The organism is uncultured Microbacterium sp., assembly GCF_964244775.1.
Lineage (GTDB): Bacteria > Actinomycetota > Actinomycetes > Actinomycetales > Microbacteriaceae > Microbacterium.
On sequence record NZ_CAXTJR010000003.1, the window covers coordinates 334,294 to 357,125 of the forward strand.

The following is a 22,832-nucleotide window of genomic DNA, read 5'->3' on the forward strand; positions in this document are numbered from 1 at the left end:
CGGCTCACGACGACGAGAGGTGGCGCCATGCCCGACGGACAGGTGCTTCAGTTCACCGGCGTCACCAAGCGCTTCGGAACCGTGGGAGCCGTGGGCGGATTCACCGCCCGGGTCGAGCCGGGAGCAGTGACCGGCTTCCTCGGCCCCAATGGGGCGGGCAAGACGACGACCCTGCGCATCCTGCTCGGGCTCGTCCGAGCCACCGAGGGCACCGCGACGGTGGGCGGGATGCCGTACGCGCAGCTGAAGGACCCGCTGCAGACCGTGGGCGCGGTGCTCGAGGCATCCAGCTTCCACCCCGGTCGCTCCGCCGCCAACCATCTGAAGGTCTACGCGCAGGCGGCAGGGCTCCCGCTGACGCAGGTTGATACCGCACTCGGCATGGTCGGGCTCGCCGACGTCGCGGGCCGCAAGGTCGGCGGATTCTCGCTCGGCATGCGCCAGCGCCTCGGGCTCGCGTACGCCCTGCTCGGTGACCCCGGAGTCCTCGTGCTCGACGAGCCGGCCAACGGCCTCGACCCTGAGGGCATCAAGTGGCTGCGTGGCCTGCTCCGCGAACTCGCACGACAGGGGCGCACGGTGCTCGTCTCCTCGCACCTGCTCGCCGAAGTGGCGCAGACGGTCGACAACCTGCTGATCATCGCGCACGGGCGGCTCGTGTTCCAGGGCGGCCTCGATGACCTCACCGACCCGTCGGAGTACGCGACGGTCGTCGACTCGCCCGACCGCGCGGGCCTGTCGGCCGCCCTCAGCGATGCCGGGGTCGCGTTCGAGGTGCTCCGCTCCGGTCTCACCGTGCGGGGCACCGACCCGGTCGAGGTGGGGGCGATCGCCGCGCGCGCGGGCGTCGCCCTCTCCGCCCTGCAACGCCGGGGTCCTGCCCTCGAGGAGGTCTTCCTCGATCTCGTCAACGGCGTGCGGGTGCACCCGAGTGGGACTGCGTCCGGGATGCCGGAGCCCGAGGTTCCTGCCGAGGTCGCTGCCGTTCCGGCTGCCGCTCCGGCGGTCGCGCTCACCGAGGCCCCGGTGAGCGAGCCTGCGCCGGTGAGCGAGCCCGCCCCGGAAAGCGAACCCGAGACTCACCCGGCGGCGTTCGCCGTGGCCAGCACCGGCATCATCGACATCATCCCCCCGCACACAGATCCCCCGGAGGCGGATCCCCCTGAGGCAGAGACCGTCGAGTCCGACGCCGTCGAGGACGAAGAATCCCTCGAGCCGGATCGACCGTGGGAGCGGCGCGAGAAGACGGAGTCGGACGCCGAGGCCGACCGGTTCTTCGCGTCGTTCGACGCGGATGGCAACCCCGTGCCCGACGAGAACGGAGGTGAGCCCCGATGAGCCTGATGAATGTGAGCCGCTCGGAGGCCACCAAGCAGTTCTCGACCTCGATGTGGTGGATCCTCGCGATCGTCCTGTTCGTCTACGTCGCGTTCACGGCGAGTGCGCTCGGCTTCGTCCTGTCCGCGTCCGCGGCCGGCGCCCTATCGACGCGCGGACCGCAGATCTCGGCCGATGGGCTGCCCGCGATGATCTACAGCGCGGCCACGTCCGTCGGGTACGTCTTCCCGCTGCTGATCGGCACGCTCATGGTGACGAGCGAGTTCCGGCACAAGACGCTGACGCCAACGTTCCTCGCCACGCCGAGGCGCGGCCTGGTGCTCGGCGGGAAGGCGCTGGTGGGGGTGCTGATCGGGGTGCTCTACGCCGTGGTCGGGATCGTGGCCTCGGTCGCTCCCGGCGCCGCGTTCCTGGCCGGCTTCGGATTCGACGCCGGATTCGGCTCGAGCGACACGTGGGCGCTGATCGGCCGCATGGTGATCTCGTTCGTGCTCTGGGTGCTGATCGGGATCGGCGTGGGCGCGCTCGTGCGCAACCAGGTCGGCGCGATCGTCGGCGTGCTGGTGTTCACGCAGTTCCTCGAGCCGATCGGCCGGATCGCGGCATCCTTCGTCGACGGACTCGGCGACGTGACCCGCTTCTTCCCCGGCGCTGCCGGCGATGCGCTCGTGGGTGCGAGCGTCTTCGGCGGCGCGACCGGGGCGGGCACCGCGGCGGGAGATCCACTCACGTGGTGGGCGGGCGGGCTCGTGCTGCTCGGCTACGCGGCGCTGTTCCTCGTATTGGGGAACCTCTTCAGCTGGCGCCGGGACGTCAGTTAGCGGCGTTCTTCTTCGGGTTCGGGCGGGATTGAAGTCGTGCCCGTCGCGATGTCGGCGACGTCGGCCGCCTGCGCGGCGACATCGAGCCGAAGCGCCTGCACGAGCGCGAGACCGTGGCGGGTGGTGAGGATGATGCGCTCGAACTCATCGTGGCCCGTCAGGTCGATGACGACTCCGGGCCGGTGGCGACGGATCAGCACGAAGTCGCGGGCGCCGGCGTGCTTCCACGCGCCGATCGCGATCGTGCCCGGCAGATGGGTTCCCGGGCCCGGGACCCCGCGCAGCCACGTCCAGGCATCGTCGGTGAGCTGCACCTTGTCGATAGCGACGCGGTCGATCAGAACATTCCGCTTGCGGAATGCGAGCGTGTGCTCGACGCGCGAGAGCACGACCTCGAGCTGCGCGGAGTCGAGCAGCAGGGTGACCATGCGTCTAGTCTGCCAGCGCGCCGCGCGCCGATGACGGCTGTTTGCTTACAGACGGGCAACGATCCGGCGCCCTCGGCGACCCGTGCGGTGACAGACTTGATCGGTGACCCTGCTCGAGCCCTCCTCCCAGGTCGACGGCGGCGAGACCGGTGCCGGTGCCTTCGCCGTGAGCCTGGCTCGAGCCGAAGCCGGCGAACGGCTCGACGCCCACGACGCCGAGGCGCTGCTCGCCGCGTCGGGTGAACAGCTCGAAGCTGTGCTGCAGCTCGCCGGAGCGGTGCGGGATGCCGGGCTCGAGGCATCCGGCAGGCCCGGTGTCATCACCTACTCGCGCAAGGTGTTCATTCCGCTGACCACCCTGTGCCGCGACCGCTGTCACTACTGCATCTTCGTCGACACCCCCGCGCAGCTGCTCAAGATGCACAAGCCGACCTACATGTCGCCCGAGCAGGTGCTCGCGGTGGCCCGTCAGGGTGCCGCGATGGGCTGCAAAGAGGCGCTGCTGACGCTCGGCGACCGGCCCGAAGACCGCTGGCCCGAGGCGCGCGCGTGGCTCGACGAGCACGGCTACACCTCGACTCTCGACTACGTCGGCGCCATGGCGCGACTCATCACCGCCGAGACCGGCCTGCTCGCCCACCTCAACCCCGGCGTCATGTCGTACGACGAACTGCGGATGCTGCGACCCACCGCCCCCTCGATGGGGATGATGCTCGAGACGACCTCGCGCCGCCTCTATGAGGAGCCCGGTCAGGTGCACTTCGGGTCGCCCGACAAAGACCCCGATCTGCGCCTGCGCGTGATCGACGACGCCGGGCGTGCCGGCATCCCGTTCACGACCGGCATCCTCGTGGGGATCGGCGAGACCCTCCGCGATCGCGCGGAGTCGCTCATCGCCCTGCGTGAGATCCAGGAGCGCCACGGCGGCGTCCAGGAGGTGATCGTGCAGAACTTCCGCGCGAAGCCGCGGACGGCGATGCAGTCGGTTCCGGATGCCTCGGTGCTCGAATACGTCGCCGCCGTCGCAGTCGCGCGGCTCGTCATGGGGCCGCGCATGCGGATCCAGGTGCCGCCGAATCTGTCGGACCCGGCCGAGTTCGACCTCCTCGTTCGCGCCGGCGCCGACGACTGGGGCGGCGTCTCGCCCCTCACCGCCGATCACGTGAACCCCGAGCGGCCGTGGCCGCATCTCGACGACCTCGCGGCGATGACCGCCGCCCTCGGCTTCGCACTGCGCGAGCGCCTCACCGCCCAGCCGGAGTTCGTGCGCGATGCCGGAACCTGGATAGACCCGGCGCTGCACGAGGCCGTCACCGCGCTGGCCGACCCGGAGTCGGGGCTTGCTGCGGACGCTTCGACAAGCTCAGCGACCGGGCGGGCTCGGTCGCTGAGCGCGGGACCGCGGTCGCTGAGCCTGTCGAAGCGTCGCAACCTGGCCGAGACCGCCGCCGCCGATCCGCTCGCCCTCGACGACGCCGAATGGGTCGCGCTGCTCGAGGCGACCGGCGACGACCTGATCACCCTCACCTCCACCGCAGACGACCTCCGCCGCTACACGGTCGGCGAGGCCGTGAGCATCGTCGTGAACCGCAACCTCGCCTCCAGCGCGCTTCGCCGGACCGTGCTTCGACAGGCGCAGCGACCGGGCGTGCCCGCCACGTTCAGCCTCGACGAGGCGGCCGAGATCGCGGCGGATGCCTGGGATCTCGGCGCGACCGAGGTCTGCGTGCAGGGCCGGATGCCGGCATCCGAGTCTCCCGATGGATACCTCGCCCTCGCGCGGGCGATCACGGGCGCGGCCCCCGGCATGCACCTGCACGCCTACCGTCCGCAGGACGTATGGGATCTCGCCGACCGGAGCGGGCTGAGCCTCGAGCAGGCACTCGCGGCGATGAAGGACGCCGGCGTCAAGACCGTGCCGGGCACGGGGGTCAAGGTGCTGAGCGAGCGCGTGCGGGGGCTCGTCGCCCCCGACGACATCGAGATCGACCGCTGGATCGAGGGCATCACGTCGGCGCACCGCGCCGGTTTCGGCTCGACGTCCGTGCTGTTCTACGGCCATGTCGAGACCGCCGGAGAGCGCATCGCGCATCTGCGCCTGCTGCGCGAGCTGCAGACCGTCGCAGCGTCGTCGGGTGCGGGGGGCTTCACCGAGTTCGTGCCGATCCCGTTGCCCGGCCACGCCGTCGCCCTCGTCGAAGGCCGGTCCGCGCTCGACGAGCACCGCGCCATGGTGGCCGTCTCGCGGCTGCTGCTGTCGGGCAGCATCTCGCACATCCAGATCCCGTGGACCCGTGTCGGCCTGTCCGCGGCCGCCGAACTCCTGCGCGCGGGCGGCGACGACCTCGGCGGCACGCTGCTGGATGGTCGCGTGCGCCCCGACGCGGGCGTCGAACAGGGGCTCGAGCTGCCGGTGAAGGATGCTGCGGCGATCGCCGCGCGCATGTTCCGGCCGCTGCGGGTGCGGACGACGGACTACAAGGAGCCGGCCCTTCGACAGGCTCAGGGACCGCAGTCCGGTCAGGGACCGCAGTCCGGTCAGGGACCGCAGTCCGGTCAGGGAACACCGTGAGCCGGGTCGATGTCGCGATCGTCGGGGCCGGCTTCGCCGGCATCGGCATGGCGATGGCGCTGCGGCGCGCGGGGCGCGAGTCGTTCGTGATCCTCGAGCGGGCAGCATCCGTCGGCGGCACCTGGCGCGACAACACCTATCCGGGCGTCGCCTGCGACGTGCCCTCGCACCTGTACGGGTTCGCGGCGCACCCCAACCCCGACTGGTCGGGCGTGTACGCGCGCGGCGACGAGATCCACGCCTACCTCCAAGACGTGGCCGACCGCGAGCAGCTCGGCGATCGGCTGCGCCTGCAGACGCCGATGCTCTCGGCGCGGTGGGTCGATGATCGCTGGCTGATCGAGACGGGCGGTGCGATCCCCGGGCTGGTCGAGGCGGACGCGCTCGTGCTGGCGTGCGGGCGTCTGACCGAGCCCGAGGTACCCGACATCGCGGGGCTCGAGGGTTTCACCGGTCCCCTCTTCCATTCCGCCCGCTGGGATCACTCCGCCGACCTCGCGGGCGCACGCGTGGCCGTGGTCGGCACCGGCGCGAGCGCGATCCAGCTCGTGCCCGAGCTCGCTCGGCTCGCCCAGCACGTTACACTGTTCCAGCGCACTCCGGCGTGGATCGTCCCGCGCGATGCGCGGCACTACTCCGACGCCGAGCGCGAGCTGTTCGCCACGCATCCGGAGGCGCTCGATGGCCTGCGGGCCGAGCTGTACACCCAGGGCGAAGCGCGTTTCGCGTCGCGATCGGGGGATGCTGCAGCATCCGCCACAGCGACACGAATCGCTCTGGATCATCTGCACGCGCAGGTGACCGACCCGGCGCTGCGCGCAGCGCTGACCCCGGACTACGCGTTCGGGTGCAAGCGGGTGCTGCTGTCGGACCAGTTCTACCCGGCGGTCGCCTCGGATCGGGTGACCCTTCAGCCGTCGGCGCTGGCCGAGGTCGACGGGCAGACGCTCGTGGGCGCCGACGGCGCGCGCCACGAGGCGGATGTGCTCGTACTGGCGACCGGCTTCGCTTCCACCCGGCAGCCGTACGCCGCCCTGATCCGCGGCGAAGACGGCGCAACGCTCGACCAGCACTGGTCGGACGGCATGACCTCGTTCGCATCGACGGTCGTGAGCGGCTTCCCGAATCTGTTCGTGCTCAACGGTCCGAATGCGTCGCTCGGTCACAACTCGTCGGTGCTGATGGTCGAGGAGCAGGCCGCGTACGCGGTGCGGGCGCTCGCGGCGCGCGACGCGGTCGGCGGGGTGCTCCGCGTGGAACCGTCCGCCGAAGAGGCGTACACAGACGAGATCGCGCGGGCAGCAGCATCCACTCCCTGGATCACGGGAGGATGCCGCAACTGGTACGTCGACGAGAGGTCGGGGCGGCTCACGCTGCTGTGGCCGGGGACCGTCGACGCGTTCCGCTCGCGGCTGGCGCGTGCCGACGGCTCGGAGTTCGTGCACGAGAGTGCACGACGGGGCGCGAGAGTCCATGACGGCGCGGGCGCGCCGGACGAAGCACCAGACGAAGGAGACAACACGCCATGACCGTTCCGCTGCGCTTCGGATACAAGGCCTCGGCCGAGCAGTTCGGACCGACCGAGCTGCTCGAATTCGGCGTGCTCGCCGAAGAGATGGGCTTTGACTCGGTGTTCGTCTCCGACCACCTGCAGCCCTGGATGCACGAGGGCGGGCACGCCCCGGCTGCCGTGCCGTGGCTCGGCGCGCTCGGCGCACGCACCTCGAAGATCGTCATGGGGACCTCGGTGCTGACCCCGACGTTCCGCTACCACCCCGGCGTGGTCGCGCAGATGTTCGCGACACTCGGCGTGCTGTACCCGAACCGCGTGATCCTCGGCGTCGGCACGGGCGAAGCCCTCAACGAGGTGACGCTCGGCCTCGAGTGGCCGGAAGCGCCCGAGCGCTTCCAGCGGCTCAAAGAGGCGATCCAGCTCATCGAGGCGCTGTGGGCCGATGAGCGCGTGACGTTCGACGGCACCTACTACTCGGTGAAGGACGCGACGATCTACGATCGGCCCCCCGCCGACCAGAAGGTGCCGATCTACATCGGCGCGTCGGGCCCCGCGGCGACGCGGCTGGCCGGACGCATCGCCGACGGCTACATCACGACTTCCGGGAAAGACCCCGCGCTGTACACCGAGACCCTCCTTCCCGCCCTTGCGGAGGGCCTGTCGAAGGCGGGTCGGCCCGAGGATGCGATCGACACCCTCATGGAGGTGAAGGTCTCGTACCACCCCGATCACGATGTCGCGCTGGAGAAGACGCGGTTCTGGGCGCCGCTGGCGCTGTCGGCCGAGGACAAGATGCGCGTGCACGACCCGATCGAGATGCAGCGGCTCGCGGCCGAACTGCCGATCGAGCGCGTCGCTTCGCGGTTCATCGTGTCGACCGACCCCGACGAGCACGTCGAGAGGATCGCGGCCTACGTCGACCTCGGGTTCCGTCACCTCGTCTTCCACGACCCCGGCCACGATCAGGAGGAGTTCCTCCGCACGTACGGCGCGGAGATCCTGCCGAGGCTCCGGGCGCGGTTCGCCGAGTGACGGCGGTGGCCGAGGGGTCGCGCTGGGCAGTCGTCATCCCGGTCAAACCCGCTTCGCTCGGCAAATCGCGCCTGAGTGTCGCCGGCGTCGACCGGATCGCCCTCGCCAGGGCGATCGCGCTCGACACCATCGCGGCGGCCGCGGCCTGCCCCGCAGTGGCTCAGGTCTTCGTCGTGACCGACGACGGCGGGCTCGTCGCCCTGGCCTCCGGCATCACCGGACTGCGGTTCATCGCCGAGAGCCAGACGCCCGGCGGCCCGCGCGGGATCGACGCCGCGGTCGCGCTGGGCGCCGAGGCCGCAGGCGAGCGGATGCCGCGCGCGGCGCTCCTCGGAGACCTCCCCGCCCTGCGACCCGCCGATCTCACCGACGCACTGGCGGCCGCAGCATCCGTCGATCGCGGCGTCGTGTCGGATGGCGAGAGCGTCGGCTCGACGCTCGTCACCGCCCGCGCGGGCGTCGCCTGGGCCTCGGCGTTCGGCGTCGACTCGTTCGCGCGCCATCTCGCGCTGGGGTGCGTGGCACTCGGGATTCCGGATGCCTCGACCCTGCGCCGCGACGTCGACACTGCCGAGCAGTTGGCCGCCGCCGAGGCGCTCGGCCTCGGCGCGCGCACGCGCGGGCTCGTTGCGGAGCGCATCGCCTCGTAGTCTCGGTGCCGGATCGCTCGGGTCGGCCCGTCGATCAGCTCGTGAAGCTCGCGAGTGCCTGCGCGTACGCGACCGGATCCGCGCGGATCGCGTGGGTGGTCAGCAGCACGTGCGGCCCGATCCGTCGCGTGTGCGGGCCTCGGACAGGGATGGTCACGATCTTCAGCAGCCCGCGTTCCCACGCCGGGATGAGCGCGTCGAGCGACCGCCGCTCCGGGTGCTCCTCGAGAGGCAGGGTCCGCTCAGCGCGGCGGGTGGCCGACTGGGCCGTGCTCCACTCGCTCCATGAGTCGTCGAACGCGTCGATGAACCGATCTCTCGCAGATGGTCCGACCATCTTCGTGAGAAGTTCACGGCGTTGCTGCGAGCCGTTCGCCGAGGCCTGGAGTGCCGCGAAGAGCGTGGGGTCGCGCAGGGTGCCGGCGTGCGCGACCGCATCGCGCCAGATGGTCGGCCAGTCCTCGGCCCACCCGTGCGTGTCGACGTGCCGGCGGGCGTCCTTCGCCGCCGGTGCGTCAAGCAGCGGTGGGAGGTCGTCGCCGACGGGACGCAGATCCCATGCCTCGCGCACCCAGAGCAGCTCGATCAGAGTATGCGGGGAGTCGTCGACCTCGATCTGCATGTCGTGCGGCCACGGGTTTCCCGGCATGGGCACGGAGGAGCGCATGCGACCAAGGTAGACGGAAAGGTCAGCTGTCGGGGAGAAACCGCAGAGTCGGCGGGGGCTGATCGGTGTAGATGCGCCCGAGTGGACTGGTCCACTCGAGAACCCCGCGGGGCAGTTGCGTCACCGTCCAGGCAGACATCCCCTTGAGACTGTGATGTCGGCGGCACAGGTGCGCGAGGTTGCCGGGCTCGGTGCGCCCACCGTACTGGTAGTCGATCGTGTGGTCGGCATCGCACCGCCAGACCGACTGACGGCAACCGGGGAACCGACAGTGCTCGTCGCGGGCGCGGAGGAATCGACGCTGGTCTTCCGTCGGGAACCGGCGGTCGACAGCGCGCACGTCGCCTGTGCAGGGGTCGGTCAGGACCCGATCCCAGATCGTCGCCGCGCCGGCGAGTCGGCGGGCGGTCTCGGGATCGATCGGGATGCGCCCGTTCAGGGTGGCCACAGCATCCGATTCGCCCATGAGAGTGAGAAACGGGATCGTGACCTGCACGATCGGCCGGAACGCCTTGTAGGCGTCGATGCCTTCGCGATCGATGCTGGCCGTGGTGGCGTGCCCGGTGAGCAGCACGTCGCACAGAATGTCGGCCCGCACCTGGTCGAGCGAGCGAGCGTCGACGGCATCACTTTCGACGGCATCACCTTCGACCGCACCACCTTCGACGGCATCACCTTGATCGGCTACCGCGCCCATCACGCTGCGGGCCTGCTGGGTGAGTCGGTCGTGGATGCCGTGGGCGAGGACCGCGGGGAGCAGTGCCCAGAGTTCGGACATGCCGTCATCGACGTCTCGGACCAGCACGTGGCGCGCTTCTCGGGCACTCGCGTGGCGCTGCGCGATCGAGACCGGGTCGAGGCCTTCGGCGACCGCCTTCGCGACGGTTCGCAACGCGCCCACCGTGAGACCGGAGGAACGCTCGAGCACGACCTTCTCGTAGGCGGCGCGAGCCTCGTCATCGCCGAGCCGCGTGCCTTCGTCGAGCACGACCTGGGCGTGCGAGCGTGAGAAGCGCCCGCAACGGAGGTGCTCGAAAGTGGCGGGGAACCGATCGCGCAGGGCCACAGCATCCGACATCCGCTGCTGGATCGTGCGATCCGACATGCCGACGGCGCACGCGAGCTCTGCGGCCATGTTCCGCACCGACAACTCCGCATCCGATCCGGCGGTGTCGCCCTGCACGGCGAGGTCGAGCGCCTCGGCGAGCAGCCGGGTCTGCACACCCTGCCAGCGAGCGATCTGCTCGGCAGCGCGCTCCCACTCGAACAGCAGATCTTCGGCGTGGAAGCCGCCGGCGATGTGCCGCCCGATCGCCGACCCGTCCGCCCCGACCGCGCACGCCCACGGATCGGAGTCGCACTCGGCGTCGGGCACCGGCATCCATTCCTCCGCCGCAGCGGCGCGCTCCGCCCACAGAAGGGCGGCGACCTCCGGTGGGAGGTCTGCCATCTCGAGCGGGGTTGCCATGCATCTATTGTGCCGAGCCCCTCAGACATTGCTTCGAGCAATCGATATGATCGAGCGAGACAAATTGACTCCTTTGGGCTAATTGGGTCGAGGCGGCTGGCAGCATCGATGGGGCCCATAGACAGGTGTGCGACCGAGGGAAGGAGCATCCATGGCGAGCGAGCTGACGGTCGGAGACCGCGTGAGCTGGAACACATCGCAGGGCCGCACGCGCGGCAAGGTCGTCGAACGGCGCACGCGCGATTTCGAGTTCGACGATCAGCACTTCACCGCCTCGGCCGAAGATCCGAAATTCATCGTCGAGTCGGACAAGACCGGCGCGCGTGCGGCGCACCAGCGTTCGGCGTTGCGCCGACTCTCCTGAGGTCGGACTCGAGGCCCGGCCTCAGAACAGCAGGTAGATCGCGCCCACGATCGTGAGCCCGATCACGAGTCGATCGAACAGCGCCTGGTTCAGCCGGTTCGCGAGCCAACGGCCGATCAGCGCGCCGCCCACCACCGCCGGAACGAGCACGAGGTCAAGCAGCAGCTCGGGCCCGGTGATCAGCCCGAGGCCGATCGAGAACGGCAGCTTCGTGAGGTTCACGAGAGCGAAGAACCACGCGGCGGTGCCGAGGAACTCCTTCACCTGTAACCGCGACGCCAGGAAGTACATCGACATCACCGGGCCGCCGGCGTTCGCGACCATCGTCGTGAACCCGCCCAGCGTGCCGTACGTGGCGGCGGCGACCCGGTGCGGGCCGCCGTCCAGCACCTGCGCCTGCACGCGGCGCCGGAACAGCGTGATCGCGATCAGCACCAGCAGGATCACGCCGATGAACCGCTTCACCCACTGATCGGGAGCGAACGCGAGGAACGCGACGCCGAGCAGCACCCCCACGAGCACCGCGGGCGCGAGCCGCAGCAGCACCGGCCAGTTGGCATGGCGCCGGTAGGTGAGCACGGCGAACACGTCGGCGACGATGAGGAGCAGCAGCAGGGCGCCGGTCGACTGCTTCGCCGGCAGGATCGCCGCGAAGATCGCGACCGAGAGGATCGTGGCTCCCGGCAGCGACGTCTTGGAGATCCCGACGGTGAAGGCCGCGATGACCAGCAGCACCCACGCGAACGTGCTCAGATCGGGCACCGCCAGAGCGGGCAGCGCCAGAGTGGGCCCCGTCAGAGCCGGCACGTCACCACCCAGCGGCGTCGAAGGCGGCGGCGAGCGCGGCATCGACGATCGCGCCGGACGCGACAGCATCCGTCATCCAGAGGGGAGTGACGACCGGACGGATGCTGTGCTCCGCGACCTCGTCGGCGGAACCCGCATCCTCCTCGGCGAGCAGCCACGCGTCGAGGATCCCGTCGCCCGTGCGCGCGCCGTAGTGCGCCCCCACGGCGGCCGCCGACGTCTCGACGCCGATCGCCGCGAGGCACACGTCGGCCATGCCGCGCACCACGCGACCGCCGATGATCGGCGAGACGCCGACCACACTGCCCGGGGCGGATCGGAGTGCATCGCGGATGCCGGGCACGGCCAGGATCGGACCGATCGAGACCACCGGGTTCGAGGGGGCGATGAGCACGACATCGGCCGCGGCGATCGCCTCGACCACGCCGGGTGCGGGGCGCGCGTCGCGGATGCCGGGGTTGTGGAACGCCGCAGGCTCCAGCGCCGCGCGGTGTCGCGTCCACCACTCCTGGAAGTGGATCGACGACCCGTCGCGGAGCTCCACCTGCGTGTCGACCTCGGCGTCGGTCATGGGGAGCAGGTGGACGCCGAGCGGCCAGCGCTGCGACATCCGCTCGATCACCTGCGTCGGCGTCTGCCCCTCACGCAGCCAGCCCGTGCGGGCCAGGTGCGTGCCGAGATCTAGGTCGCCCAGGGTGAACCAGGGCCACCCGGCGCCCCAGGCCTGCAGTTCGGCGTTCACGCGCTCGGTGTCGCCACTGCGCCCCCAGCCGCGCTGGGTGTCGTTCACGCCCGCGAGCGCGTAGACGAGCGAGTCGACGTCGGGCTGCAGGCGCACGCCGCTCAGCCAGAGGTCGTCGCCCGTGTTGGCCACGACGGTGGCCTCGGGGGCACCCCGGCGGGCGAGGGCCTCGCGCACGCCCAGGGTGAACTTCGAGCCGCCGACGCCTCCCGCGAGGACGACGACGCGTGGGGCGGTCACGCCGTGGCCTCCGCCGCGGCACGCGCGGCATCCGGCAGCGCGGCGAGCACGCGCGCGAGCGCCTCCTCGTCGTGAGCGGCGGTGAGGAACCACGCCTCGAACACGCTGGGCGGGAGCGACACGCCCGCGTCGAGCATCGAGTGGAAGAACGCCGGGTACCGCCACGACTCCTGCGTCAGCGCCGTCGCGTAGTCGGCGGGCGCCTCGGGGAGGAATGCGACCCCGAACAGCGAGCCCGCCCGTGGCACGGCATGCGTGACGCCGGCGATCTCGAGCGCACCGGACAGGGCCGTCGATAGAGCGGATGCCGCAGCATCCACTCGCTCGTAGACCTCGGGTGTCGTCAGCTGCAGCGTGGCGATGCCAGCCGCGACCGAGAGCGGATTGCCCGACAGGGTGCCGGCCTGGTAGACGGGCCCGACCGGAGCGAGGAAGTCCATGACGTCGGCCCGGCCGCCGAGCGCGGCCAGTGGCATGCCCCCGCCGACGACCTTGCCGAACGTGAACAGGTCGGGGGTGTACTCCTCGCCGGCCTCGGCCTGCAGGCCCCAGAATCCGGCGGGGTGCACCCGGAATCCGGTGAGCACCTCGTCGAGGATCAGGAGTGCACCGGCGGCGTGCGCGATGTCGGCCAGGGCCGCGTTGAAGCCGGGGAGCGGAGCGACGACGCCCATGTTGGCGGCGGCGGCTTCGACGATGACGGCGGCGATCCGGTCGCCGTGCACGGCGAACGCCTCGCGGACTGCGTCGAGATCGTTGTAGGGCAGCACGAGCGTCTGCGCCGCGATCGGGGCGGGCACACCCGCCGACCCCGGCAGCGCGAGCGTCGCAACGCCCGAACCGGCGGCGGCCAGGAGGCCATCGGAGTGCCCGTGGTAGTGCCCGGCGAACTTCACGAGCAGATCTCGGCCGGTGAACCCGCGGGCGAGGCGGATCGCGGTCATCGTCGCCTCGGTGCCGGTCGAGACGAGCCGCACCCGCTCCACGGGCCTCACGGTCGCCGCGCCCGTCGAGGCGGCGACGCGCTCGGCGATCAGATCGGCGAGATCGACCTCGGCGCCGGTCGGTGCGCCGAAGGACAGACCGCGGGATGCTGCGGCCTGCACCGCTTCGACGACCTCGGGATGCGCGTGGCCGAGGAGGGCCGGGCCCCACGATGCCACGAGGTCGACGTACTCGCGACCAGCGGCATCCGTGATGTAGGGCCCTCGCGCGGACGCGATGAACCGAGGCGTGCCCCCGACCGAGCCGTAGGCGCGGACGGGCGAGTTGACGCCGCCCGGGATCACCGCGCGAGCGCGGGCGAACAGGTCGTCGTTGGCGTCGGTCATCGCGGTCGCCGTGTCTGCCTGTGTCATAACTCCGCCTCATCGGTCGCGGCGCCGGCGGGCGCCCGGGTGAATTCAGGGCCCAGCCCGTCCGCCGGGATGGTTGAGGCGGAGTTAGCGCACGCTGCTCTGCCGTAAGCACCCGTCATGGGGTTCTATCTGCTCTCCCGCAGCCAGCCGGCCGCCTCGATCGCGAAATACGTGAGGATCGCATCGGCCCCTGCGCGGCGGATCGCCGTGAGCGACTCGAGGATCGCGCCGCGGCGGTCGATCCAGCCATTGCCCGCGGCGGCCTCGATCATCGCGAACTCGCCCGACACCTGGTACGCCCACACCGGGACGTCGACGGACGCTCGGACCTCCGCCAGCACGTCGAGGTACGGCATCGCGGGCTTGACCATGACGATGTCGGCGCCCTCTTCGACGTCGAGCAGAGCCTCGCGCACCCCCTCGCGCCCGTTCCCGGGGTCGAGCTGATAGGTGCGCCGATCGCCCTGGAGCTGCGAGTCGACCGCCTCACGGAACGGCCCGTAGAAGGCTCCCGCGTACTTCGCCGAGTACGCGAGCAGGATCGTATCGGTGAAGCCCTGGGCCTCCAGCGCCTCGCGCACGAACCCAACCTGACCGTCCATCATGCCCGAGAGGCCCAGCATCGCCGAGCCCGCGCGTGCCTGTGCGAGCCCCATCGCGGCGTACCGCTCGAGCGTCGCGTCGTTGTCGACCGAGCCGTCCGTGGCAAGGACGCCGCAGTGCCCGTGGTCGGTGAACTCGTCCAGGCACAGATCGGTCTGCACGACGATCGCGTCACCGACCTCCTCGACCACCGCAGCCGTCGCGACGTTCAAGATGCCCTGCGGATCATCGGCCCCCGAGCCCCGCGCATCGCGCGTGGCGGGAACCCCGAAGAGCATGACGCCGCCGACTCCGGCGGCCGCAGCGTCGACCGCCGCCCGGCGGAGCGAATCGAGCGAATGCTGCACGACCCCCGGCATCGAGGCGATGACGTTCGGCTCGGTGATGCCCTCGCGGACGAACATCGGGAGCATGAGCTGCCCGGGGCGGACAGTCGTCTCGCGGACGAGTCTGCGGACGGCGGGCGACTGGCGCAGCCGCCGCGGCCGGTGGACGGCGAAGCTCACAGCGTGAACTCGTCAGCGCTGTTCTCATCAGTGCTGTGGGGCAGCGAGAACCGCGAGACCGCCTCGATGAGCGCATCGACGGTCTGCCGCTCGGCGACGACGTCGACCGTCAGCCCCGCACGCCGGGCGTCCTTCGCGGTGCGCGGGCCGATGGCCGCGATCACCGTCGCCTCGGGGATCTCGGGGAACTGGGCCGACACCTGCTCGGCGACCGAGCCGCTCGTGACGAGGATCGCGTTGATGCGCCCGGAGCGGACGTCCAGCGCGATGCGCTCGGTCACCGGGACGCCGACCGTTCGATACGCGACGACGCTGCGGACCCGATGACCGGCCTCGGCCAGCATCCGGGTGAGCACGGGCTTCGCAATCTCGCTGCGGAGGGTCAGGACGTCGCGCGGCTCGGGCTCCAGGGCGATGAGCTGCTCGGCCATGCCGGCCGCCGAGTTGTCGCGCTCGGGGATGAGGTCGACGCGATAGCCCATTGACTGGAGCGCAGCGGCCGTGGTCTCTCCGACGGCGGCAACGCGGGTCTTCCCGGGGATCTCGGCACGGTAGGCGTAGAGCACATCAGCCGTGGTGGCACTCGTGACGGTCAGCCAGTCGAACGCTCCGCCGGCGAGGTCGGCCAGGGCGCTGTCGAGCGCTGCCTGATCGTTGGTGGGAGCGAAGTTGATCAGCGGCGCGACGACCGGGGTCGCGCCCTGCGAGCGGAGGGCGGCCGCGACACCGTCGCCCCACGGGCCGCCGCGGGGCACAAGAACGCGCCAGCCGGCGAGAGGCTTGGCGGGGGCGTGCTGTGGGGCTGAATTCATTGGGTCGACTCTCGTGGTACCACCTCGGCCGCCCCACGTTCGAGCAGCCGACGAGCAACATCGGACCCGGCGCGCTCTGCTCGCGCGACCGGGCTCGCGCCATCGGCAGCATCCGCACCATTGCCACTGCCTGACAACTCCCGAGCATACCCCGGACCCAGTGCGATCGTCCGGTCCACCCCCACACGCCGGGCACCGTCGAGCGAGTACACGAGCGCGCGGATGCGCAGATCGGCGCCCTGCAGCTCGGCGTGCACCCCGATCGGGGCGGAGCATCCCGCCTCGAGCGTGGCGAGCACGGCGCGCTCGGCGGTGACGGCGATACGCGTGAGCTCATCGTCGAGACCGCCGACCGCGGCGGCAAGCTCGGCGGGGGCGTCCTCGCGGATCTCGACCGCGAGCGCTCCCTGGCCTGGGGCAGTCGGCCACTCGGCGATTCCGAGAAGCTCGAAGCGCAGCGCCGGATCGTCGATGCCGAGGCGCGCGAGACCCGCAGCGGCCAGGAGCACGGCATCCAGCTCGCCGTCGCGCACGCGAGAGAGCCGCGAGTCGACGTTGCCGCGGAGATCGCGCACGTCGACACGCGGATTGCGCCGCCGTGCCTGCGCGACCCGGCGGGGCGAGCCGGTGCCGACGGTCGAGGCGGGCGCGAGGCCATGCAGAGGGGTATCGCCGCGGGTGACCACGACATCGCGGGCGTCTTCGCGCGGCGGGGTCGCGGCGATCACGAGACCGGGCGCCGGCGCGGTCGGCAGGTCTTTGAGCGAATGGACGAGCAGGTCGCACTCGCCGGCGAGGAGGGCCGCCCGCAGGGTGGTCGCGAACACGCCCGTCCCCCCGATCGACGCGAGCGAGGCGCGTGACACATCGCCCTCGGAGACGATCGGCACGAGCTCGACGGAGCGGCCGGATGCTGCGGCCAGCGCGTCGGCGACCTGCTGCGACTGCGCGAGAGCGAGGGCGCTGCGCCGCGTGCCCAGTCTGAGGGCGCTGCTCACCGCATCACCGGCTGCATCACTGCAGCACCTCGGGGATCTCGTGCGGATCGATGCGTCGACCCGTGTAGAACGGCACCTCCTCGCGCACGTGCCTGCGGGCGTCGGTGTAACGGAGGTCGCGCATCATGTCGACCAGGTCGGTCAGGTCGTCGGCCTCGAGCGGCAGGATCCACTCGTAGTCGCCGAGCGCGAACGACGCCACGGTGTTGGCGGTCACCCCGGTGAACGCCGCGCCCTTGCGACCGTGCTCGGCCAGCATCCGCCGCCGCTCCTCTTCGGGCAGGAGGTACCACTCGTAGCTGCGGACGAAGGGGTAGACGCACAGCCACCGCTTGGGCGCGATGCCGCGGAGGAACCCCGGCACGTGCGACCGGGTGAACTCGGCGTCGCGATGCACGCCCATCGCGTTCCAGACCGGAATGAGGGGGCGCAGGAGCTCCGTGCGGCGCAGGCGCCGCAGGTCGCGCTGGAGACCTTCGGCATCCGGCCCGTGCAGCCAGATCATGAGGTCGGCGTCGGCGCGGAGACCGCTGACGTCGTAGAAGCCGCGCACGATCACGCCGCCCTCTTCGATCAGGTCAGTGATCGCGGCAACCTCGGTTTCGTCGGGTTCGATGACCGGATGCTGGGGGTCGCGCCGGAAGACGGCCCACAGCGTGTACGAGGACGCCGTGTCGGGCGCGTCTGGTTCGGGTGCCATTTCTCCAGTCTCTCCCGGCCTGCGGCGCGCGGCAAACGCCCCGGGCCGTAGGAATCGGCCGAGGGTCAGCGTGTGTAGGCGCGGACCAGAGCCCAGACGATTCCGCCCACGGCCGCCGCACCGGCGATGACGGCCGCGGTGGCCAGGGCGGGGTTCTGCCGCGTGAAGCTGCGCGCCTGCGTGATCCGCTCATCGGCGATGCGCGAGACGCGCCGCGGCACGTTGGCCTTCTCTTCGATCGCGGCCAGCGCCGCCTTGAGCTCGGTGCGCGCCTGCTCGACAGGATCGGCGATGCCGATCGGCACGGCGGTGCGCGGAACGGGCACGGGCGAGTTAGAACTCATCGCGCACCTCCTTCACGTCGATGGCGATGGACTGGGCGGGATTCTGGGTCTTGCTGATCTTGCGGAACCTCAGGAAGCCGAGGAGCCCCAGCACGATCGTCACGACGAGCATCACGGCGAACACCACGATCGCCGACAGCCAGACCGGCCACCATGACGAAAGGCCGGCGATCACGAACGTGCCGAAGACGGGAATCGACCAGAACAGGACGAACAGCGCGCCGACGAACCATCCGGCTCCGACTCCAGCATCCTTCGCCGTGCGGCTCACCCATGCTTTGGCGGAATCGATCTCCGCGACGATCAGGTTGCGGACGAGCTCGGGGATGTCTCCGAGGAGGGTGAAGATGCTGTCATCGGACCGGTCGCGAAAGCCGCGAGGAGTCGTCATCTCAGCTCCCGCCCCGACCCGCGGCGTCCGCGATGTCGTCGATCGCGTCGTCTGCCGCCTTCTTCACGGCGGCCGCCGACGTGTCCGCCGCCTTCGCGACGTCGTCGACGGACGCCTTGCCCGCGCTCACCGCGGCATCCAGCTTCTGACCCGCCGTTCCGCGCGACGATGCCGCCTTGGTCACCTTGACGGCGCCATTCCACACCGCCTGCGGAAGCGCCATGACGCTGGACGTGGCGAATTCCTTGACCTTGCCCACCTGCTCCTGCACGGGGTCGAGGTTCCACACCTTGGCCGCCTGGGCCTTGATCTGCTCGTAACGCTCGCGGCCCGCGCGGGTGCCGAGCACGTAGCCGGCGGCGAGCCCGATGACGAGTCCTACTTTGCCCCTCATGGGGTCTCCTCACACTGGATGAGACTGCTGGTCTGCTCACCAGGGTAGACCGGTATTCCATTTCCGGTATCCACCCTTGACAAGCCGCCCCGCCAGCCGTCGTGGCGGGTCAGCGATCGGCGGCCCGGTCGCCCCACAGGGCTCCGCGGCGCACGTGCTCGGCTTCGGCCACCGCATCGGGCACGACCTGGGCGAGCCCGGTCCCCGAGATCCACGCGCCGACGACGGCGAGGCCGGGCACGGCGCGGACGGCGGCACGCGCCGCCGCCGAGCGCTCGGCCTGCCCCATCGCAGACGCCGGCTGCGACTGCACGTAGCGCTCGCGGTGCGCACCGCGCAGCTGCGTCGGGTCGAGCGCGACACCGAGAAGCGCGGATGCCTCGACCAGCGCGAGCTGCGCAGCATCCGCGTCATCCAGTTCCGACGTGGCCGGTGCCTCACCCTGCGCGCCGAACGACACCCGCACGAGGTGCAGGCCGCCGGCGTCGCGGGCCAGCCACGCCCACTTCGCGGTGGAGTGGGTGAGCGCCTTGGCCGCGCGGGCGCCGGGCACCGTGAGCACGCCGGTGCCTCGCGGGGCACTGTCCAGATCAGGGGCTTCCAGCGCGAGCGTCACGATCTCGACGATCGCGGCGGGGGTCGCGGGCGCCGGGTCCAGCGCCGTGACCACGGCGCTGAGGAGGCGGCGGGCCTCTGCTTCGGGGGTGGCCACGATGACGGCGTCGGCGTGCAGCGCGGCGCCTGCGTCGGCGATCGTGATCGCCCACCCGCTGTCTGCCGCGGTGACCGCCTCGACCCGCACGGACGTGCGCACGTCGGCGCCGAGCTCGACCAGGCGGGAGCGCAGCGCGGACGGCAGGCGCGACATCCCGCCGTCGATGCCCTCCACGGCGCTCCCCGGCGATCCCGAGCGCGCACCGGCCAGCTGACCGACCGCGCCGGCCAGCGATCCCGCGCGCGTGAGCGCCGAGTTGAGGCCCGGCGCGGCGACATCGACGTCGATGTCGTCGGGTCGCGCAGAGTAGACGCCGCCGGTCACCGGCGCCACGAGGCGCTCGAGCACACGGTCGCCCATCCGACTGCGCACGAGCCGCCCCAGGCTGCGCTCGTGCCCGATCGTGAGCGGGGGCCGCAGGCGATCGAGGTACGCGCGCCACGCGCCGCTCCAGCCGATGATCCTGCGGACCTCGGGGCTCCAGGGGTTATCCGGGATGCCGAGGATCCCGCCCGACGGCAGCGGTGCTGCCGCTCCGCCCGGGAGCCCCGCCACCCATGCGCGCCCCGCCGCGGGGCGGACGATCGCATCGTCGAGCCCGAGCTCGTTCAGGAGGGCCCGCACGTGGCCGCCCCGGGTGGCGTAGCTCTCGGCGCCGACATCCACCGTGATCCCGGCGACCTCGGCCGAGCGGATCACTCCCCCGACCCGATCGGATGCCTCGAGCACCGTCACCCGGAGGCCCACCTTCGCGCACTCGAGCGCGGCGACGAGCCCGGCGACCCCGCCGCCGATCACGACCACATGTGTGTCGCGGGCCTGCTCGATGAGCTCGCCGAGCGCCGATCCGGGCTGATCGCTCACGACTGCCGTGCCACGGACCGATCGAGGGAGTGGACGAGTTCGACGATCCGGGTGAGCACGCCGGGGTCGGTCTCGGGGGGCACCCCATGGCCGAGGTTGACGATGTGCGCCCGGGCCGCGCGGCCGCGCGCGACGACCTCGCGCACGTGCGCATCGAGCACGGGCCACGGGGCGCTGAGGAGCGCGGGGTCGATGTTGCCCTGCACGGTGGTGTCGGCGCCGAGCACCGCAGCGGCCTCATCCAGCGGCATCCGCCAGTCGACCCCGACCGCATCGGCCAGGCCGCCCAGCTTCATGTCGGCGAGGATCGGGCCCGTGCCGACGCCGAAGTGGATGCGCGGGACGCCGCCGAGACCGTCGAGCGCCGCGTGCGAGTGCGGGGCGACGAACGCACGATAGTCGCCGGGGCTCAGCGAGCCCGCCCACGAGTCGAACAGCTGAACGGCTGAGGCGCCCGCCGCGATCTGCGCCGAGAGGAAGGCGGCCGACACCTGGGCGAGCCAGCCGGCAAGGCGGTGCCACGAGTCGGGATCGGCGTGCATCATCGCCCTGGCCCGCAGGTGCTCTTTGGACGGTCCGCCCTCGACCAGGTAGGCCGCGAGGGTGAACGGGGCGCCGGCGAAGCCGATGAGCGGGGTGTCGCCGAGCTCGGCGACGACGATCCCGACCGCGTCCCGGATCGGTCCCGCCGCCTCGGCGACGCGCGCCGGATCGATCGCCGTGAGGCGCGCCACGTCGTCCGCGGTGCGGATCGGATCGGCGAACACGGGTCCGCGACCGGGCTGGATCTCGACCTCGACGCCGGCCAGGCGCAGCGGAACGACGATGTCGCTGAAGAAGATCGCGGCGTCGACGCCGTGGCGCCGCACGGGCTGCAGCGTGATCTCGGCCGCGAGCGCCGGGTCGAGGCAGGCACCCAGCATCCGCGTCCCCACCCGCAGCTCCCGGTATTCGGGCAGCGAGCGACCGGCCTGACGCATGAACCACACCGGCGTGCGATCGGGACGGTCGCCGCGCAGCGCGCGGATCAACGGGGAATCGGCGGTGCGGAGCATCCCTCCATTGTCCGTCACAACCGACCGCCCGCCGCGACTCGTAGACTGGACGCCGTGCTGATCTGCGTCACGGCGAGTCACAAGACCGCCTCGTTCGAGCTCCTCGAGCGGCTCAGCATCCACCCCACCGCGATCGCCCCCCTCATCGCCGCGCACGACGAGTGCGTGCAGGGCGCAGTCGTGGTCGCCACCTGCAACCGCTTCGAGGCCTACGTCGACATGGACGAGCCGGTGACAGCATCCGGTCCTCTCGCGGTCGAAGCGGCGCTGTCGGCGATCGAGTCGGTCACCGGCGTCGCGAAGGCCGAACTCGACGGGTCGTACCGCGTGATCGCGGGGCCTGCGGTCGCCGAGCATCTTTTCGCCGTCGCTGCGGGGCTCGAATCGGTCGTCGTCGGCGAGGGCGAGATCGCCGGCCAGGTGCGCAGAGCCCTCGTCGATGCGCGGCAGCACGGCACCACCTCGCGTGAGCTCGAGCGCCTCTTCCAGCGCGCGTCCGAGGCGCAGCGCGGGGTCAAGAACTCGACAGCCCTCGGCCGCGCCGGCCGCTCGCTCGTGCGGCTCGCGCTCGACCTCGCCGACAGCCGGATCGCCGACTGGTCGGCGCTGCGGGTGCTGCTGGTGGGCACCGGCTCGTACGCCGCCGCGACCCTCGCGGCGCTCCGCGATCACGGCGCGGCCGACATCGCCGCCTACTCGCCGTCGGGGCGCGGCGAGAGGTTCGCGCTGAAGCACGGCATCCGCGCGGTGCAGTCCGAGGCGTTCGCGTACGTCGCGGCGCACGCCGATCTGATCGTCACGTGCACGTCGTCCGAGGCGCCGGTGCTCTCGGCATCCGTCTTCTCTTCGGGATCCGCGCTCTCCGGAGATCTACCGTTGCCCGCCCGCCGGCTCGTGATCGACCTCGGCCTGCCGCGCAACGTCGACCCCGATGTCGCGGGGCTCGCCGCCACCGACCTGCTCGACCTCGAGACGATCCGCCTGCATGCGCCTCTCGAAGAGCTGCAGGCGACGGATGCTGCGCGCGCCGTCGTCGAAGACGCGGCGCGCCGGTTCGCCGACGTGGGGGCCGTGCGTTCGGTCGAACCCGCCGTCGTCGCGCTGCGCTCGCACGTGTTCGCTCTCATGGAGGCGGAGATCGCCCGGGCGCACGCCCGTGGCGACGCGGGCGCCGAGCAGTCGCTCCGCCACCTCGTCGGGGTGCTGCTGCACACTCCGACCGCCCGGGCGCACGAACTGGCGGCCGCCGGGCGGGCCGACGAGTACACCGCGGCCCTCGCGACCCTGTTCGGGCTCGAGGTGCCGGTGGATGCGGCGGGCGCCGCGGGCCCCGCATCCGTCCGGGGCGACCTCGCCGGCTGACCCCGAACCCCGCTCGCGGGAGGCTCCCCGCCCGCAATGCACCCTCGATCTCCGCAATGCACCCTCGATCTCCGCAATGCACCCTCGA

Annotated in this window: 23 protein-coding genes; 8 read left to right on the top strand and 15 right to left on the bottom strand. The window is 71.5% G+C overall.

Going from position 1 to position 22,832, the window contains the following annotated elements:
* The first annotated feature begins 27 nt into the window (after positions 1-27).
* Positions 28-1,338: an ATP-binding cassette domain-containing protein gene (locus ACFE6Z_RS08635; RefSeq protein WP_375385317.1), complete on the top strand. Its 1,311-nt coding sequence runs from the start codon at positions 28-30 to the stop codon at positions 1,336-1,338.
* Positions 1,335-2,159: an ABC transporter permease gene (locus ACFE6Z_RS08640; protein ID WP_375385318.1), complete on the top strand. Its 825-nt coding sequence runs from the start codon at positions 1,335-1,337 to the stop codon at positions 2,157-2,159. The genes ACFE6Z_RS08635 and ACFE6Z_RS08640 overlap by 4 nt, the downstream gene beginning before the upstream one ends.
* Here ACFE6Z_RS08640 and ACFE6Z_RS08645 read toward each other — a convergent pair.
* On the bottom strand, positions 2,156-2,587 hold the full coding sequence (locus ACFE6Z_RS08645) for a hypothetical protein (protein WP_375385319.1): 432 nt from the start codon (positions 2,585-2,587) through the stop codon (positions 2,156-2,158). The genes ACFE6Z_RS08640 and ACFE6Z_RS08645 overlap by 4 nt on opposite strands.
* A gap of 103 nt (positions 2,588-2,690) precedes the next feature.
* Between ACFE6Z_RS08645 and cofG the strand changes: the two genes are divergently transcribed.
* Genes cofG through cofC form a run of 4 tightly spaced genes read left to right on the top strand, consistent with a single transcriptional unit; the run spans position 2,691 to position 8,354 of the window.
* The gene (cofG, locus tag ACFE6Z_RS08650) at positions 2,691-5,159 is read left to right on the top strand and encodes a 7,8-didemethyl-8-hydroxy-5-deazariboflavin synthase CofG (protein WP_375385320.1); all 2,469 of its coding nucleotides are present in this window, start codon (positions 2,691-2,693) and stop codon (positions 5,157-5,159) included.
* Entirely contained in the window at positions 5,156-6,688 is a 1,533-nt protein-coding gene (locus tag ACFE6Z_RS08655; RefSeq protein WP_375385321.1) for a flavin-containing monooxygenase, read from the top strand. The genes cofG and ACFE6Z_RS08655 overlap by 4 nt, the downstream gene beginning before the upstream one ends.
* Positions 6,685-7,704, top strand: coding sequence for a glucose-6-phosphate dehydrogenase (coenzyme-F420) (gene fgd, locus ACFE6Z_RS08660; protein WP_375385322.1), 1,020 nt, complete (start codon positions 6,685-6,687; stop codon positions 7,702-7,704). The genes ACFE6Z_RS08655 and fgd overlap by 4 nt, the downstream gene beginning before the upstream one ends.
* A complete protein-coding gene (cofC, locus tag ACFE6Z_RS08665; RefSeq protein ID WP_375385323.1) occupies positions 7,701-8,354 on the top strand; it encodes a 2-phospho-L-lactate guanylyltransferase in 654 nt (217 codons plus the stop codon). The genes fgd and cofC overlap by 4 nt, the downstream gene beginning before the upstream one ends.
* Positions 8,355-8,388: 34 nt before the next feature.
* Here cofC and ACFE6Z_RS08670 read toward each other — a convergent pair whose 3' ends face one another.
* Together ACFE6Z_RS08670 and ACFE6Z_RS08675 are read right to left on the bottom strand one after the other, a co-directional pair.
* Complete coding sequence (locus tag ACFE6Z_RS08670; protein ID WP_375385324.1) at positions 8,389-9,021, bottom strand: hypothetical protein; 633 nt, start codon at positions 9,019-9,021, stop codon at positions 8,389-8,391.
* 22 nt (positions 9,022-9,043) lie between these two features.
* The gene (locus ACFE6Z_RS08675) at positions 9,044-10,489 is read right to left on the bottom strand and encodes a DUF222 domain-containing protein (RefSeq protein WP_375385325.1); all 1,446 of its coding nucleotides are present in this window, start codon (positions 10,487-10,489) and stop codon (positions 9,044-9,046) included.
* Between the two features lie 151 nt (positions 10,490-10,640).
* Between ACFE6Z_RS08675 and ACFE6Z_RS08680 the strand changes: the two genes are divergently transcribed.
* Complete coding sequence (locus tag ACFE6Z_RS08680; protein WP_375385326.1) at positions 10,641-10,853, top strand: DUF2945 domain-containing protein; 213 nt, start codon at positions 10,641-10,643, stop codon at positions 10,851-10,853.
* Between the two features lie 21 nt (positions 10,854-10,874).
* Here ACFE6Z_RS08680 and ACFE6Z_RS08685 read toward each other — a convergent pair whose 3' ends face one another.
* The 12 genes from ACFE6Z_RS08685 to hemE form a co-directional block, all read right to left on the bottom strand.
* The gene (locus ACFE6Z_RS08685) at positions 10,875-11,660 is read right to left on the bottom strand and encodes a sulfite exporter TauE/SafE family protein (RefSeq protein ID WP_375385327.1); all 786 of its coding nucleotides are present in this window, start codon (positions 11,658-11,660) and stop codon (positions 10,875-10,877) included.
* Between the two features lies 1 nt (position 11,661).
* Positions 11,662-12,642, bottom strand: a complete 981-nt coding sequence (cofD, locus tag ACFE6Z_RS08690; protein ID WP_375385328.1) for a 2-phospho-L-lactate transferase — start codon at positions 12,640-12,642, stop codon at positions 11,662-11,664.
* On the bottom strand, positions 12,639-13,973 hold the full coding sequence (gene hemL, locus ACFE6Z_RS08695) for a glutamate-1-semialdehyde 2,1-aminomutase (protein WP_375385360.1): 1,335 nt from the start codon (positions 13,971-13,973) through the stop codon (positions 12,639-12,641). Before hemL ends, cofD begins: the two co-directional genes overlap by 4 nt.
* 152 nt (positions 13,974-14,125) lie before the next feature.
* A complete protein-coding gene (gene hemB / locus ACFE6Z_RS08700) occupies positions 14,126-15,109 on the bottom strand; it encodes a porphobilinogen synthase (RefSeq protein ID WP_375385329.1) in 984 nt (327 codons plus the stop codon).
* A complete protein-coding gene (locus ACFE6Z_RS08705) occupies positions 15,106-15,921 on the bottom strand; it encodes a uroporphyrinogen-III synthase (RefSeq protein ID WP_375385330.1) in 816 nt (271 codons plus the stop codon). The genes hemB and ACFE6Z_RS08705 overlap by 4 nt, the downstream gene beginning before the upstream one ends.
* Complete coding sequence (gene hemC / locus ACFE6Z_RS08710; RefSeq protein ID WP_375385331.1) at positions 15,918-16,919, bottom strand: hydroxymethylbilane synthase; 1,002 nt, start codon at positions 16,917-16,919, stop codon at positions 15,918-15,920. The genes ACFE6Z_RS08705 and hemC overlap by 4 nt, the downstream gene beginning before the upstream one ends.
* A 16-nt stretch (positions 16,920-16,935) precedes the next feature.
* Positions 16,936-17,619 (bottom strand): hydrogen peroxide-dependent heme synthase, encoded by a 684-nt coding sequence (gene hemQ, locus ACFE6Z_RS08715; RefSeq protein WP_375385332.1) that lies wholly within the window; start codon positions 17,617-17,619, stop codon positions 16,936-16,938.
* Between the two features lie 65 nt (positions 17,620-17,684).
* Positions 17,685-17,963 carry a hypothetical protein gene (locus tag ACFE6Z_RS08720; protein WP_375385333.1) on the bottom strand — a complete coding sequence of 93 codons (279 nt, stop codon included), beginning with the start codon at positions 17,961-17,963 and terminating at the stop codon, positions 17,685-17,687.
* Positions 17,953-18,354, bottom strand: a complete 402-nt coding sequence (locus ACFE6Z_RS08725; protein WP_375385334.1) for a phage holin family protein — start codon at positions 18,352-18,354, stop codon at positions 17,953-17,955. The genes ACFE6Z_RS08720 and ACFE6Z_RS08725 overlap by 11 nt, the downstream gene beginning before the upstream one ends.
* 1 nt (position 18,355) lies before the next feature.
* On the bottom strand, positions 18,356-18,748 hold the full coding sequence (locus tag ACFE6Z_RS08730) for a hypothetical protein (RefSeq protein ID WP_375385335.1): 393 nt from the start codon (positions 18,746-18,748) through the stop codon (positions 18,356-18,358).
* Between the two features lie 109 nt (positions 18,749-18,857).
* A complete protein-coding gene (hemG, locus tag ACFE6Z_RS08735; protein WP_375385336.1) occupies positions 18,858-20,327 on the bottom strand; it encodes a protoporphyrinogen oxidase in 1,470 nt (489 codons plus the stop codon).
* Positions 20,324-21,382 (bottom strand): uroporphyrinogen decarboxylase, encoded by a 1,059-nt coding sequence (hemE, locus tag ACFE6Z_RS08740; RefSeq protein ID WP_375385337.1) that lies wholly within the window; start codon positions 21,380-21,382, stop codon positions 20,324-20,326. The genes hemG and hemE overlap by 4 nt, the downstream gene beginning before the upstream one ends.
* A gap of 54 nt (positions 21,383-21,436) precedes the next feature.
* Here hemE and ACFE6Z_RS08745 point away from each other — a divergent pair, with 54 nt between their 5' ends.
* Positions 21,437-22,744 carry a glutamyl-tRNA reductase gene (locus ACFE6Z_RS08745; protein ID WP_375385338.1) on the top strand — a complete coding sequence of 436 codons (1,308 nt, stop codon included), beginning with the start codon at positions 21,437-21,439 and terminating at the stop codon, positions 22,742-22,744.
* Positions 22,745-22,832: the final 88 nt, after the last annotated feature.